We start from the raw sequence: 12,064 nt of genomic DNA on the forward strand, positions 1-12,064 counted from the left end.
GTTTCCCGAGTCGCAGTGGAGGACGTCTTGCGCCGTGTCGAACCCGAGGTCCGTCTCATCGCCCGGCCGGAGCTGGACTATGACGAGGTCGCTGACTACCTGGCCGAGGTCGGCGGGGAGAGCTGGCTGGAGCGGGTGGACCGCGGTGACCTGGATGATGCGCAGAACCTCGCTGAGTTCGCGGGCCGTATCTGTTACCGGTCCTGGGAACCGGGCCTGAACCCGAACGTGACCCGGATCCGGTCCGACCAGGATGAGTACCTGCGTAACATCCTGGCCAGCGCGCACGGCTCGGTCCTGGAGCACGTGAGCTTCTCGTTCGTGCTGCACAACGTCAGCCGGGTGGCCACTCATGAGCTTGTCCGGCACCGCGCCGGCGCTGCCGTCTCGCAGGAGTCGCTGCGTTTCGTGCGCCTGGACGATCTGCCGTTCTGGTTCCCGCAATGGGCCGAGCAGGACACCGAGCTCATGGAGCGTGCCACCGCTCTGCTGGAGCAGATGGAAGCCTTCCAGGGCTGGATGACCGGGCACTTCGGTTTGGAGGAGGAAGGCGTGCGGTTCAGCGAGAAGAAGGCCAAGACCTCGTTCATGCGCCGGTTTGCTCCCGAGGGTGTCGCCACCGGCCTGGTCTGGACGGCCAATGTGCGCACCCTGCGGCACGTCATCGAGAACCGGACAGCGCCCGGGGCGGAGGAGGAGATCCGTCTGCTCTTCGGCAAGGTCGGCGAGCTGATGGCCAAGGAGGCCCCGGCGCTGTTCGGGGACTATCAGGTCCAGGACGGTGCCTGGATTCCGGGTTGGCGCAAGGTCTGAGCAGGGGACCTGCGGGACTGGCACGGCGGCTGATGCCCCGTCGGTGCCGGGGGCACGGTCCGAGATCTCCGGCGTGCCGCCGATGATGCGGGCCGTGACGCACACGCAGTAGCCCCCGGCGGCTCAGCCCGCGTCGTCGGCGAGCTCCGCGACTCCGGTGATCCGGTGCAGCGGGTACGTACGGACCTCGTCCGCCGTGTGGTCGTACGCGGTGACGAAGCCGCCCTCGACGCGGATCGGGGCGATGACGCGCTGGCTGGCGGCGCCCTCGGCGTTGACGTAGCCGATCCACAGGGTCTGGCCGGTCAGGACGGCGGCCTGCATGGTGGCGAGGGTCTCGGCGGAACCGGTGCGGGGCAGTTCGCCGTTGACCGCCGGAGCCGTGCCGGGCTTGCGCGGGGTGGTGGAGGCGAGGTCGCCGGCCCGGATGGCGCGCAGCGCCGCCGCGAGGAGCGTGTCGTCGGGGACCGGCGGGCCGTCCGGGACCGGCTCGGGCGCCGTACGGGGAGGGGTGCGGTGCGCGTGCGCGCGGGTGATCAGGACATCGCCCTCGGCGGACTCGGCGGCCGGTGCGAACCCCATCGCCCGCAGGCCCTCCAGCAGCCCCGCCGGGTCGCTCTGCGCGGCCAGCACGGTCGGGGCGAGCCGCCGCAGCCCCAGGGCGGCGGCCCGCTTGTCGGCGAGGATCTCGCCCAGCACCGCGTCGTCGTCGCAGCGTACGTACGCCGAGGCCGCGCCCACGCGCAGCTGCCCGTGCCTGCGGGCCACGTCGTCGATCAGGTACGTCAGCGGCTGCGGCACCGGCGTACGGGAGTGCTCGGCGAGGAAGGCGTGCAGGTCCGAGGCGCTCCGCCCGGCGTCGAGGGCGCGCCGCACCGAGCCGGGCGTGAAGCGGTAGACGGTGGCCCCGCCCTTGGACTCGACGTCCGCCAGCACGCCCAGCATGTCGGCGAGCGGGCGCCGCAGCGGCCCGGGCGCCACCGCCGTCAGGTCGGCCTGGAGCAGCACGTGGTCCAGCGGCTCGGGCAGCAGGGGCGTGAGCAGCCGGGCCGCGGCGGCGGAGGCGACGGCCTGTTCGGCGGGGGAGAGGGCGGTGAGATGCGCGGGGCGGTGGTGGACCGGGAGCTTGTCGCCCGGACCGGAGGGCTCCGCTTCCGGGCCCCTCGCGGGAGCCGCGGGCGCCCCCAGCAGGGCCCGGCCGTGGGCCGACAGGGCACCCCTGCCCGTGACACCCAGCAGTTCCGCCTCGGACAGCACCCACTCGGCGAGCCGCCCGCGCAGATCGTCCTCGGGCCGGGCCCCGCGCAGGGGCCGCTCCCAGCGCAGCCGGGCCGGCACCGACTCGGCGGCCGGCGCGGTGCCCTCCGGCAGCCCGGCCAGCAACGCCAGCACCCGGTGCCGTACCTCGGGCGCCGCCGAACGGTCCAGACCCGGCCCGAGCGCCGACAACGTACGGTCCTTCGCGTCCCGCCCGCCCACCAGCCCGGCCGTCCGGGTCGCGGGGAGCCACGCCGTGACCAGCCGCGACCAGCGCTCGGCGGCGGGCAGCTCCCGCCACTCGTCGTACGCCGGGGTCGCCGCGTACCGCTCGTCGGCCTCCCCGTCCGGGGCGATCAGGCCCGCCGCGTACGCCAGCTCCACCCAGAACGCGGCGGCCGGCTCGGACGCGTCGAGGGCGACGGCGGTCCGCTTCAGGTCCCGCACGCTCAGCCCGCCGGCCCGCAGCACCGCCGGCCCGCCCTCGTCCCAGTCCTTCAGCAGCTCCTCGACGGTCGCGAGCGCGGTGTACGCCTGCCCGGCCGCCGTGCTGTCCACAACCTGTGGACGGTGCACGGCGGCGGTCTCGACCGGCGGCGGCACCGGCTCGGGCGTCCGGTGCGCGAGTCCCCGCCGCAGGTGCAGGGCGACCTCGCGCGGCAGCACGACCGTCCCGGGCGCCGTCGGCAACAGCAGCCCCCGGTCCAGCAGCCAGCGCAGCCGGGGCGCCGGATCGGCCGTGACCTGCCCGTACGGCGGCCCCCACACAAGCCGCTCCAGCACGTCGAGGGAGTCGGCCGGGGCCCCGGCGAGCAACGCGGCCATCCGGCGCCGGTCCGAGAACAGCTCGGTCAGGGACGTCACCGCGGAGACCGAGTCGTGGGTCGAGGGCAGCCCGGCGGCCGTGACGATCTCCTGGATGCGCCCCGGGGACATCCCGGCGGTGGCCTCCTGGACCGTCGGGCCGAGCCCCGTCGGCGAGGGATGCTGCGGCGAGGGAGCCAGCAGCTCACGGGCCGTGCGAACCAGCCGCAGCCGGTCGTCGCCGCCCCAGACAAGGGCCTGCTCGCGCAGGACGCCCACGGCGTGCGGCAGGGCCTGGGCGACGGCCGGGTCGGCGTCGTCCCCGGCCATGAGCCCGAGCAGTTCGTCGTACGTCGCCGGATCGGCCGCCACGGCCAGCGCCTGAGCCGTCTGGAGCGTGAACCGGTCCAGCCGCTCCAGGGCCCGCACCACCGAGGCCCGGGTGCCGGCGCGGGTCGCGAGCTGCGTGAGGTCGGTGGGCACGGGCGTGATGAGATCCGGACGGCTGCGCAGGAGTGCGCCCAGCGAGACGTCGTCCCGCCCGCGGAGGGCTTCCGCGAGGGAACGGGGGGCCGGCGGCCTGTCCTCGGTGCTCATCCGGTCCACGGTAGCGGGTCGCCTCCTGCGGCCGGGGCGACTGTGCGCGGGCCTGTGGGTCGCCCGTCCGTACTCGCGGTACCGTCGACCGACGGCGTCAGCCAACGCACACGCCCCGGAGGGGACTTCGTGGGGATTGAGAGCGACCAGGTCGTTTACGAGTATCTCAGCCGCGTCGGCGACGTGGCCCAGCAGCGGCAGTTGTCGTCGGCCACCCGCATGCGTCTGGTCGCGGACCTGCGCAACGAGATCGACAAGCGCCGCGCCAAGGCCACCGTCGACTCGCCCGCCGCCGTCCGCCGCATCCTGTCCCGCCTCGGCAGCCCCGACGAGATCGTGGCAGCGGCCGCCGACGGCACGGGCGCGGTCGGCGGCGGTACGACGGAAACCGCCCCCGCCGCCGTGCCCGTACAGCGCGAGGCCCATGAGCCGCAGGAGACGGGCGAGCGGCCGAAGGGGGTCCTGCGGCGCGTCGTACCACGGCCCCGCCCGGCCCGGCCCGCCGAGGAGTCACACCCCGCCGCCGGGGGCGCGGCCCCGCCGCACCTGGCCGCCGGGCACGAGCTCGGGGACAGCGCCGTCCAGCCGGACTGGTGGCGGGTGGACAGCAGCCCCTTCGGCGTCGGCGACGAAGTGCCGGGCTTCGTGGGCGGCGTGGAGCTGCCGGACCTGCTGAAGCAGCCGAAGCCGAGGAAGCCGGACCTGGACAAGCCGCCGGCCGACGAGGAGACGGCCCCGGCCGTCGAGGTCGCCGGAGATCCGGAGGAGACGGCCGGCAAGACGGACCGCCGGCGTCTCGCGCGGCTGCCCGCGGGCGGCTGGAGCAACCCCCTGCTCCTCATCGCCGCCGGTCTGCTCGTCGCGGGTGCCGTGCTCGGCAACTGGTTCGTGCTGATCCTCGGCTGGCTCATCGCCTACGCCTCACGTCGCCTGACCCCGGCGGAGACGAAGTGGGCGGTGATGATCCTCCCCGGCCTCTCCGTCGCGGCCGGCATCCTCTGGCTGTGGGGCAGGACGAACGACCGCTGGGGCACCCCGATCGCCGAGGGCCACATGAACGACGCGGTGGCACAGACCTGGCCGTGGGTGGTCCGGGGCGCGGCGGTGGCGTCGGCCCTGTTCCTGATCTGGCGCTCACAACGCTCCCGCTAGCCGATCACAGGGTGACGTCTGCCGTTCACACCCCCTGGGCACAATGGCCCATATGGCCTTCATGACCCCGCCCGCGCTCACCGTCGGCTTCGACCTCGACATGACCCTCATCGACTCCCGCCCCGGCATCCGCGCCTGCTACCAGGCACTGTCCGAGCGGACGGGGACGTACATCGACGCCGATCTGGCGGTCACGCGGCTCGGGCCGCCGCTGGCCGAGGAGCTGATCAACTGGTTCCCGGCCGAGGAGATCGCGGCCGTGGCGGACCTCTACCGGGAGATGTACCCGACCATCGCGATCGCCGCGACCCCGGCGCTGCCCGGCGCCCGGGAGGCCATCGCGGCCGTACGGGAGGCCGGCGGACGCGCGATCGTCGTCACGGCCAAGTACGAGCCCAACGCCAAGCTGCACCTCGCCCACCTCGGCATCGAGCCCGACGCGGTCATAGGCGACCTGTGGGCCGAACAGAAGGCGGACGCGCTGCGCGAGCACGACGCCGGTGTCTACGTCGGCGACCACGTCGGGGACGTGCGCGGCGCCCGGACGGCCGGCGCGCTGTCGGTCGCGGTGACCACCGGCCCCTGCCCCGCCGAGGACCTGCGCGCGGCGGGCGCGGACGTCGTCCTCACCGGACTGACGGAATTCCCCGGGTGGTTTTCGGACTACCGTCCCGCACGCGCCTGACGTCGGCCCGCCGCCACGGAACGCAGTACTCCCGCACCGGCCATCAGGAATCCGACCGCCATGAGCATGCTCAGGCCGAACATGTACGTCGGAAAGGGCGTCGTCCCCAGGAACAGCGGGGCGACCGTGACCAGTGTGGCCACGGCGCCGATGAAGAAGACGATGGCACCGGCACGGACCAGACGGTCACCGGGCGCGGCGGAATTCGTTTGGGTTTTGTCACGCACCCGACCAGGGTAGTTCCCAGCGCGAAGGAACAACCGGGTGACGTCTTGTCACCGGCCTGAAGAGCATTAGCCTTGGTACCGGCGGGTCGTACGACCCGCCCGAGTGCTATCAAGAGCCGTTTCCAGAAGCAGTTTTCCGACGAGTACGAGGACGAGGACAGACGTGCCTACCGGCAAGGTCAAGTGGTTCAACAGCGAGAAGGGCTTCGGCTTTCTCTCCCGTGACGACGGCGGCGACGTCTTCGTCCATTCCTCGGTCCTCCCCGCCGGAGTCGAGACGCTCAAGCCGGGACAGCGGGTGGAGTTCGGCGTCGTCGCCGGACAGCGCGGCGACCAGGCGCTGTCCCTGACGATTCTCGACCCGACGCCCTCGGTCGCGGCCGCGACCCGCAAGAAGCCGGACGAACTCGCCTCCATCGTCCAGGACCTGACGACCCTCCTGGAGAACATCACCCCGATGCTGGAGCGGGGCCGCTACCCCGAGAAGACCGCCGGCAAGAAGATCGCGGGCCTGCTGCGCGCGGTCGCCGACCAGCTGGACGTGTGATCCCCGCCAGGGAAAACACCCAGGGAAACCCTCAGGCAAACCCTCAGGAAAACCCTCAGGGAAAAGCGAGTGCGTTCGGGCCGAGGGGCGGCACCAGCCCCTCGGCCGCCGCGCGTGTCAGCAGCCCGCGTACGGCGGCGTAGCCGTCCTCGCCGAGGCCGGCGGTGAACTCGTTGACGTACAGCCCGATGTGCTGGTCGGCGACGGCCGGGTCCATCTCCTGGGCATGCTCCATGACGTAGGGCCGGGACGCCTCGGGATCGTCCCAGGCGGCGCGCACCGACGCCCGGATGGAGTCGGCGAGCAGCCGTAGCTTCTGCTCGCCCAGCGACCGCTTGGCGATGATCGCGCCCAGCGGGATCGGCAGCCCGGTGGTGTTCTCCCAGTGCTCGCCCATGTCGGCGAGCTTGTGCAGCCCGTAGTTCCGGTACGTGAAGCGCGCCTCGTGGATGACGAGCCCCGCGTCGACCTTCCCGTCCCGTACGGCCGGCATGATCTCGTGGAACGGCATGACGACGATCTCGCCGACCCCGTCGCGCACGGTGTCCGCGGCCCACAGCCGGAACAGCAGGTAGGCGGTGGACCTCTCACTGGGTACGGCGACCGTACGACCGCCGAGGTCGACATCCGGCTCCCGCGTCAGCACCAGCGGCCCGCACCCCCGCCCCAGCGCGCCCCCGCACGGCAGCAGGGCGTACTGCTCCAGCACGTACGGCAGCACGGCGTACGACACCTTCAGCACGTCGAACTCGCCGCGCTCGGCCATGCCGTTGGTGACGTCGATGTCGGCGAAGGTCACGTCGAAGGCGGGGGCGCCGGGGACGCGGCCGTGGGCCAGGGCGTCGAAGACGAAGGTGTCGTTCGGGCAGGGGGAGTAGGCGATCTGCAGCTGCTCACTGGTCATGCCGGTTCCAACTCTCCAGTACGGGCACGAGCTTCCCGAATCCCTCGGTGAGGGCCGCCAGGGCGTCCGGGACACGCCAGGCGGCGCGGTCGCGCGGCCCGACGGGATTGGAGATCGCCCGCACCTCCAGCACGGGCACCCCGTGCACGGCGGCGGCCTCGGCCACCCCGAAGCCCTCCATGGCCTCGGCGAGGGCGGTGGGGTGACGCTCCCGGAGCGCGGCGGCCCGCTCGGCGGTCCCGGTCACGGTGGACACGGTGAGCACGGCCCCGGTCGGCGCCCCGACGGCGTCACCGACCAGCCGTACGAGGTCCGCGGGCGGCTGGTGCCGCACACTCCCGAACCCGAGCTCGGTGACCGACACGAACCCGTCGGGCGTCTCGGCCCCCAGATCGGCCGCGACGATCTCGTCGGCGACGACGAGCGACCCCACGCGCGCCTCCGGCACAAACCCCCCGCCGATCCCGGCGGAAACGACGAGGTCGTAGGGGCTGCCTTCGAGGGCGGCGGCGGTGAGCACGGAGGCGGTGGACGCCCCGGCGAGCCCGGGCCCCACACCCACGACGACGACGTCGACACCGCTGCTGCTGCCGCTACCGCCGATACCGCCGTGGGCAGCAGCCACCGCGTCCCGCTCCACGGAAACGGCGGTGACGACAAGCACCCTGCCCAGCCCGGCGGCAGCGATTACGTGTCCTTCTCCAGCTTGAAGTTCCACAGCCCCGACGCGTCCTTCTTGCCCTCCTTGATGGACACCAGCGTCGAGTTGCCCTGCGCCCCGTACTGCGCGTTGAAGAACACGCTGCCCGGAATGGTGCGGTAGGTCTTCGTGCTGGAGTCGGTCAGCGGCTGACCGTTCATCAGGATCGTCCAGCCCTCGTCCGCGATCTCCGGGTCGACCCCGAAGCGCACGGTCTCGTCCGGGTCGACGGAGATGCTCTTGATGCCCTTGTCCTTCAGGCACTGGTTGAGGTCGGACGGCTTCAGGGCATCGCCCTGGCCGCCACAGGTGGCCTCGGAGTTCACCGAATCCTGACCCACGGTGATCGTGGAGATCGGAGTCGGCTTGTCACAGGCCGAGAGGACGAGCAGTCCGGCGGACACGACGCCGGCGGCGGCGACGGCGCGGCGGCGTCGCACAGCGGATTGCAACCTGGTCATGGGCGAAGGCTATCTGGCTCGCCGACCGCACCGCCCACGCGGGGTACGGCGTGCCCGTGCGGCTAGGGCCCTAGGCCACGCGCGGCCGTGTCGTACCCCCGCGCCGGGCCGAGGCGATCAGCCCCCGTACGGTCGTCAGCCAGCCCGTGCCGACGATCGCGGCGCCCACCGCCAGCCCGAGCGTGCCGTTGAGCGGCATCACGATGCCGACCGCGCCGCCCAGCACCCAGGCCATCTGCAGCAGCGTCTCGGAGCGGGCGAAGGCCGAGGTCCGGACCAGTTCGGGCACGTCCCGCTGGATCAGCGCGTCGAGCGAGAGCTTGGCCAGGGCCTGCGCGAAGCCGGCGATCGCGGCCAGGCCGGCCACCATGACCGCGCCGAAGAACAACGCGGCCGTGATCGCCGCGCCCAGCACGAACGCCACGACCGTCACGATGATGATCTCCGGTGCCCGGGACCGCAGCCACGCCCCCACGGCCGTACCGAGCGCGTTGCCCGCGCCCGCCGACACGCCCACTATCCCCAGGGACACGGCGGCGCTCTGGCCGGAGACCGGGTGCTCGCGCAGCAGGAAGGCGAGGAAGAAGATCAGGAAGCCGGTGAGGCAGCGGATGGCGGCGTTGGCGGCGAGGGCGTGCGTGACGGCCGGGCCGACCGTGCGCAGCCCGGGGCGCTTGACGGGACGGCGGTGCGGCCCGTGCAGGTGCTCCTCGTCCGAGGCCAGCAGCGCGGTGTCCTCGCCCTTGGCGGAGTCGACCTTCGGCGGCAGCGTGAACGACAGGAACGTCCCTGCAACGAAGATCACGAAGGCGCCGTAGAGCGGCCAGCGCGGTCCGATCTGCTGAAGGCCGGCACCGATCGGCGCGGCGACGCCGGTGGCGAGGAGCCCGCCGAGGGTGACGCGCGAGTTGGCCTTCACCAGGGAGAAGCCGGGCGGCAGCAGCCGGGGCACGACGGCGCTTCTGACCACTCCGTAGGCCTTCGACGCGACGAGGACGCCGAGGGCCGCCGGATACAGCTGGAGGCTGCCGCTGACGACCGCGCCGGACAGGATCAGCGCGAGCAGCGCCCGGGCCAGCATCGCCCCGGCCATCGCGGCCCGGCGGCCGTGCGGGAGGCGGTCGAGGAGCGGGCCGACCACCGGCGCGAGGAGGGTGAAGGGGGCCATGGTGATCGCGAGGTACAGCGCGACACGGCCGCGGGCCTCGTCGGTCGGCACGGAGAAGAACACCGTCGACGCGAGGGCGACGGTGATCATCACGTCCCCGGCGCCGTTCACTCCGTGCAGCTCGATCAGCTTGCCGAGGCCGGACTCGCCGGCGCCGTGCGCGTGGGTGGCCTTGCGGATGCCGCGGGCGGTGCCGGTGAACGGGAGGTGCAGGGCATGGCCGACCGCGCGGAGGGAGCCGCGCAGACGGCCCGGCCCGCTCAGTCGGCTGCTTCCCTTGACCCCTTTCGACCCACCGGTCCCGGTGGCGCCCTGGGGCGTCCTCGCGGCTGCCACGACGTCATAGTGCCCCGAGATGGCAGTGGGTAGTGCCATTCACGCTCGTATAGGGCCTGTGGGGTGACTGTCAGGGTTGCGGGGGGCCGGTCGGCACGGTGGTCCGGAGCCTCGGTCAGGACCGTCGGTGTACGCGAAGTGGGGCGGAAGGGTAGCGTGCGTATCTCAGCCATCCCGCAAAATGGATGAAGGACGTCGACGCGGTCCCCTGGTCCGCTCCGTCCGCCCCCTGCGCTGGGAGTGGCGCACACGTGAGACGGCGTATGGAGAGAAGCGATACCTGTGAGCGCAGCGACAACGCGAAGCCGCACCCCTGACCGTCTGTGCGCCGAGGCCGTCGACCTCGCCCGCGCCGCAGCCGAGGAGGCCGCGGCACCAGGAATCGTCGGCGAGCACGTGGAGCTGGTCTCCGAGGGGGACCGCGTTGTCACGCACTTCTTCGAGTGCAAGGAGCTCGGGTACCGGGGCTGGCGCTGGGCCGTGACGGTGGCCCGGGCGTCCCGGGCGAAGATCGTCACGGTGGACGAGGCGGTGCTGCTGCCCGGCCCGGACGCGGTGCTCGCGCCGGAGTGGGTGCCGTGGAGCGAGCGGCTGCGCCCAGGCGACATGGGTCCGGGCGACCTGCTGCCCACGGACGCCGAGGACCTTCGCCTTGAGCCCGGCTGGACCGGAGAGGACGAGCCGCCGCCGAACTCCGTCGTCTCCGACGAGATGGCGGCACTGGCGGAGGCCGAGGACGCGGAGGTCACGGCGGGGCCGCTGGCCGCCCCCGCCCGCGGCTCCATCGCGGCGGTGGCCGAGGAACTCGGCGTGCGCCGTGCCCGGGTGCTGTCCCGCTACGGCCTGCACATCGCCGCCGACCGCTGGGAGGAAGCCTTCGGCCCCAAGACGCCGATGGCACAGGCGGCCCCCGCCGCCTGTGTGAGCTGCGGCTTCCTGCTCCGTATCGGCGGTTCCCTGGGCCAGGCCTTCGGCGTCTGCGCCAACGAGTACTCCCCGGCCGACGGCCGCGTCGTCTCCCTGTCCTACGGCTGCGGCGGCCACTCCGAGGCGGCGGTCATGCCCAAGCCGCCCCAGCCGGCCCCGCCGGTCATCGACGAGACCCGCGTCGACCCGTTCCCGCTCCGCCCGGCCTCGGACTCGGGCTCGGTCCCGGCGACGGCGGACGAGGACACGGAGGAACTGGGCCACTCGTAGCCCGGCCGCCCTCGCCTACTCGTCCTGCTCCGCCGAGAAGATCTGCTCGGCGGAGGGGGCGATCACGGCACGGCGGTGCCAGCGGCGCAGAGTCTCGGGGTCACGACAGCTGACGATGCGCTCGCGGACGGCTGCGGGGATGTCGATGCCCCGGACGTCCAGAACCTCCAGAACGTCTTCGGCGGCCCGCCGGGCCTCACCCTCTGCACGGATTTCTTCCGAGATGTACGACTTGTAGAAGGAGAGATCCACTATTCGTCCGAGAAGATCTGCTCGGCGGAGGGGGCGATCACGGCACGGCGGTGCCAGCGGCGCAGGGTTTCGGGGTCACGACAGCTGACGATGCGCTCGCGGACCGCTGTGGGGACGTCGATGCCCCGGACGTCCAGAACCTCCAGAACGTCTTCGGCGGCCCGCCGGGCCTCGCCCTCGGCCCGGCCTTCTTCACGGCCTTCTTCACGGCCTTCGTCGCGGATTTCTTCCGAGATGTACGACTTGTAGAAGGACAGGTCCACGGCCACCAGGTTCCTCCACATTTCCGCGGCCGGGTGCTTGCCCAGCCCTTGTGCGATGAGTTCGACGATCGGGTCGGCGATCGGGTGCGGTGTGTCCCGCAGGACGGTTGTCACTGCTTTGAGTATGGCCCCGATGTCCCGGTGCTTGACGTGGGTGATGGCCGACAGCGTGGCGAGCGCGAGGTCTTTGCGGACTTCGGCCGGGTCGGTGAGCACCGGCATGTTGTGCGGCCCGGCGACCAGCGGGCGCAGGGTGAGCAGGGGCCACTGGGGAGGGCCGAAGCTCACCGGCCGCGCCGCCCATTCGGCCGTGGCGCGGTCCTGGCAGACGACCAGGAGCAGCGGCTGGAGCCGGTATTTCGTGAGCAGGTACGAGGCGTAGTACGCCCAGCTCGCGGGCTTGTCCGGGTCCTTCTTGCCCTGCGCCTCGACCGCGAGCAGTAACGGCTCGTCGTCCTCGGTCTCCAGCCGGAGCAGGGTGTCGACGCGGCGTTCGAGCGGGCGGGCCTCGGTGAGGTCGGTGGGCAGGACGGTGACCGAGGTGGGCGGGGCGAAGTCGATGCCCAGCACTTCGGAGACCCGGGAGAACAGCCCGGGGTGGTCCTGGAAGATGCGGTGCATCGCCTCGTGGGGCGAGCTGACCATGGGGGGTGTCAGGCCTTTCGTCGGGATCGCGCCGAGAGTAGGTCCGGTAACCAGGC

Annotated in this window: 13 protein-coding genes; 5 read left to right on the plus strand and 8 right to left on the minus strand. The window is 72.6% G+C overall.

Translation table 11 applies throughout. From position 1 onward, the window contains the following. Nucleotides 1–27 precede the first annotated feature (27 nt). Nucleotides 28–813 (plus strand): FAD-dependent thymidylate synthase, encoded by a 786-nt coding sequence (gene thyX / locus ACFZDA_RS09350; protein WP_391077364.1) that lies wholly within the window; start codon nucleotides 28–30, stop codon nucleotides 811–813. A gap of 123 nt (nucleotides 814–936) precedes the next feature. Here the strand turns inward: thyX and ACFZDA_RS09355 are convergent, their stop codons facing one another. Then, entirely contained in the window at nucleotides 937–3,471 is a 2,535-nt protein-coding gene (locus tag ACFZDA_RS09355; RefSeq protein WP_391077366.1) for a helicase-associated domain-containing protein, read from the minus strand. A 129-nt stretch (nucleotides 3,472–3,600) separates the two neighbouring features. Between ACFZDA_RS09355 and ACFZDA_RS09360 the strand changes: the two genes are divergently transcribed. Both ACFZDA_RS09360 and ACFZDA_RS09365 read left to right on the plus strand, forming a co-directional pair. Further along, entirely contained in the window at nucleotides 3,601–4,623 is a 1,023-nt protein-coding gene (locus tag ACFZDA_RS09360) for a hypothetical protein (protein WP_391077368.1), read from the plus strand. A 52-nt stretch (nucleotides 4,624–4,675) separates the two neighbouring features. Next, a complete protein-coding gene (locus ACFZDA_RS09365) occupies nucleotides 4,676–5,308 on the plus strand; it encodes a haloacid dehalogenase-like hydrolase (protein ID WP_391077370.1) in 633 nt (210 codons plus the stop codon). On the opposite strand, the gene ACFZDA_RS09370 is transcribed toward ACFZDA_RS09365, so the two are convergent. Further along, complete coding sequence (locus ACFZDA_RS09370; RefSeq protein WP_010035898.1) at nucleotides 5,287–5,535, minus strand: hypothetical protein; 249 nt, start codon at nucleotides 5,533–5,535, stop codon at nucleotides 5,287–5,289. The genes ACFZDA_RS09365 and ACFZDA_RS09370 overlap by 22 nt on opposite strands. A 163-nt stretch (nucleotides 5,536–5,698) precedes the next feature. On the opposite strand from ACFZDA_RS09370, the gene ACFZDA_RS09375 reads away from it, so the two are divergent. Then, complete coding sequence (locus ACFZDA_RS09375) at nucleotides 5,699–6,082, plus strand: cold-shock protein (RefSeq protein WP_010035896.1); 384 nt, start codon at nucleotides 5,699–5,701, stop codon at nucleotides 6,080–6,082. A gap of 55 nt (nucleotides 6,083–6,137) precedes the next feature. On the opposite strand, the gene ACFZDA_RS09380 is transcribed toward ACFZDA_RS09375, so the two are convergent. The 4 genes from ACFZDA_RS09380 to ACFZDA_RS09395 all read right to left on the minus strand — a co-directional run bounded on the left by ACFZDA_RS09380 (nucleotide 6,138) and on the right by ACFZDA_RS09395 (nucleotide 9,651). Beyond that, the gene (locus ACFZDA_RS09380) at nucleotides 6,138–6,986 is read right to left on the minus strand and encodes an MqnA/MqnD/SBP family protein (protein WP_391077374.1); all 849 of its coding nucleotides are present in this window, start codon (nucleotides 6,984–6,986) and stop codon (nucleotides 6,138–6,140) included. Next, entirely contained in the window at nucleotides 6,976–7,611 is a 636-nt protein-coding gene (locus ACFZDA_RS09385) for a futalosine hydrolase (protein ID WP_391077376.1), read from the minus strand. Before ACFZDA_RS09385 ends, ACFZDA_RS09380 begins: the two co-directional genes overlap by 11 nt. A 62-nt stretch (nucleotides 7,612–7,673) precedes the next feature. After that, the gene (locus tag ACFZDA_RS09390; protein WP_391077380.1) at nucleotides 7,674–8,147 is read right to left on the minus strand and encodes a DUF2771 domain-containing protein; all 474 of its coding nucleotides are present in this window, start codon (nucleotides 8,145–8,147) and stop codon (nucleotides 7,674–7,676) included. Nucleotides 8,148–8,217: 70 nt separating this feature from the next. Further along, nucleotides 8,218–9,651: an MFS transporter gene (locus tag ACFZDA_RS09395; protein ID WP_391077383.1), complete on the minus strand. Its 1,434-nt coding sequence runs from the start codon at nucleotides 9,649–9,651 to the stop codon at nucleotides 8,218–8,220. A 282-nt stretch (nucleotides 9,652–9,933) separates the two neighbouring features. Between ACFZDA_RS09395 and ACFZDA_RS09400 the strand changes: the two genes are divergently transcribed. Next, nucleotides 9,934–10,848 (plus strand): DUF3027 domain-containing protein, encoded by a 915-nt coding sequence (locus ACFZDA_RS09400; RefSeq protein WP_391077386.1) that lies wholly within the window; start codon nucleotides 9,934–9,936, stop codon nucleotides 10,846–10,848. A 15-nt stretch (nucleotides 10,849–10,863) separates the two neighbouring features. Here ACFZDA_RS09400 and ACFZDA_RS09405 read toward each other — a convergent pair whose 3' ends face one another. Further along, nucleotides 10,864–11,100, minus strand: coding sequence for a hypothetical protein (locus tag ACFZDA_RS09405; protein WP_391077389.1), 237 nt, complete (start codon nucleotides 11,098–11,100; stop codon nucleotides 10,864–10,866). Beyond that, nucleotides 11,100–12,008: a hypothetical protein gene (locus tag ACFZDA_RS09410; RefSeq protein ID WP_391077391.1), complete on the minus strand. Its 909-nt coding sequence runs from the start codon at nucleotides 12,006–12,008 to the stop codon at nucleotides 11,100–11,102. The genes ACFZDA_RS09405 and ACFZDA_RS09410 overlap by 1 nt, the downstream gene beginning before the upstream one ends. Nucleotides 12,009–12,064: the final 56 nt, after the last annotated feature.

Origin of the sequence: Streptomyces sp. NPDC007991, from assembly GCF_042958445.1 — a bacterium.
GTDB lineage: Bacteria > Actinomycetota > Actinomycetes > Streptomycetales > Streptomycetaceae > Streptomyces.

Bases quoted from the DNA above. Each gene is read 5' to 3' on its own strand.
- ACFZDA_RS09355 (WP_391077366.1), bottom strand. From the start codon at position 3,471: ATGAGCACCGAGGACAGGCCGCCGGCCCCCCGTTCCCTCGCGGAAGCC.
- ACFZDA_RS09365 (WP_391077370.1), top strand. From the start codon at position 4,676: ATGGCCTTCATGACCCCGCCCGCGCTCACCGTCGGCTTCGACCTCGAC.
- ACFZDA_RS09380 (WP_391077374.1), bottom strand. From the start codon at position 6,986: ATGACCAGTGAGCAGCTGCAGATCGCCTACTCCCCCTGCCCGAACGAC.
- ACFZDA_RS09390 (WP_391077380.1), bottom strand. From the start codon at position 8,147: ATGACCAGGTTGCAATCCGCTGTGCGACGCCGCCGCGCCGTCGCCGCC.
- ACFZDA_RS09410 (WP_391077391.1), bottom strand. From the start codon at position 12,008: ATGGTCAGCTCGCCCCACGAGGCGATGCACCGCATCTTCCAGGACCAC.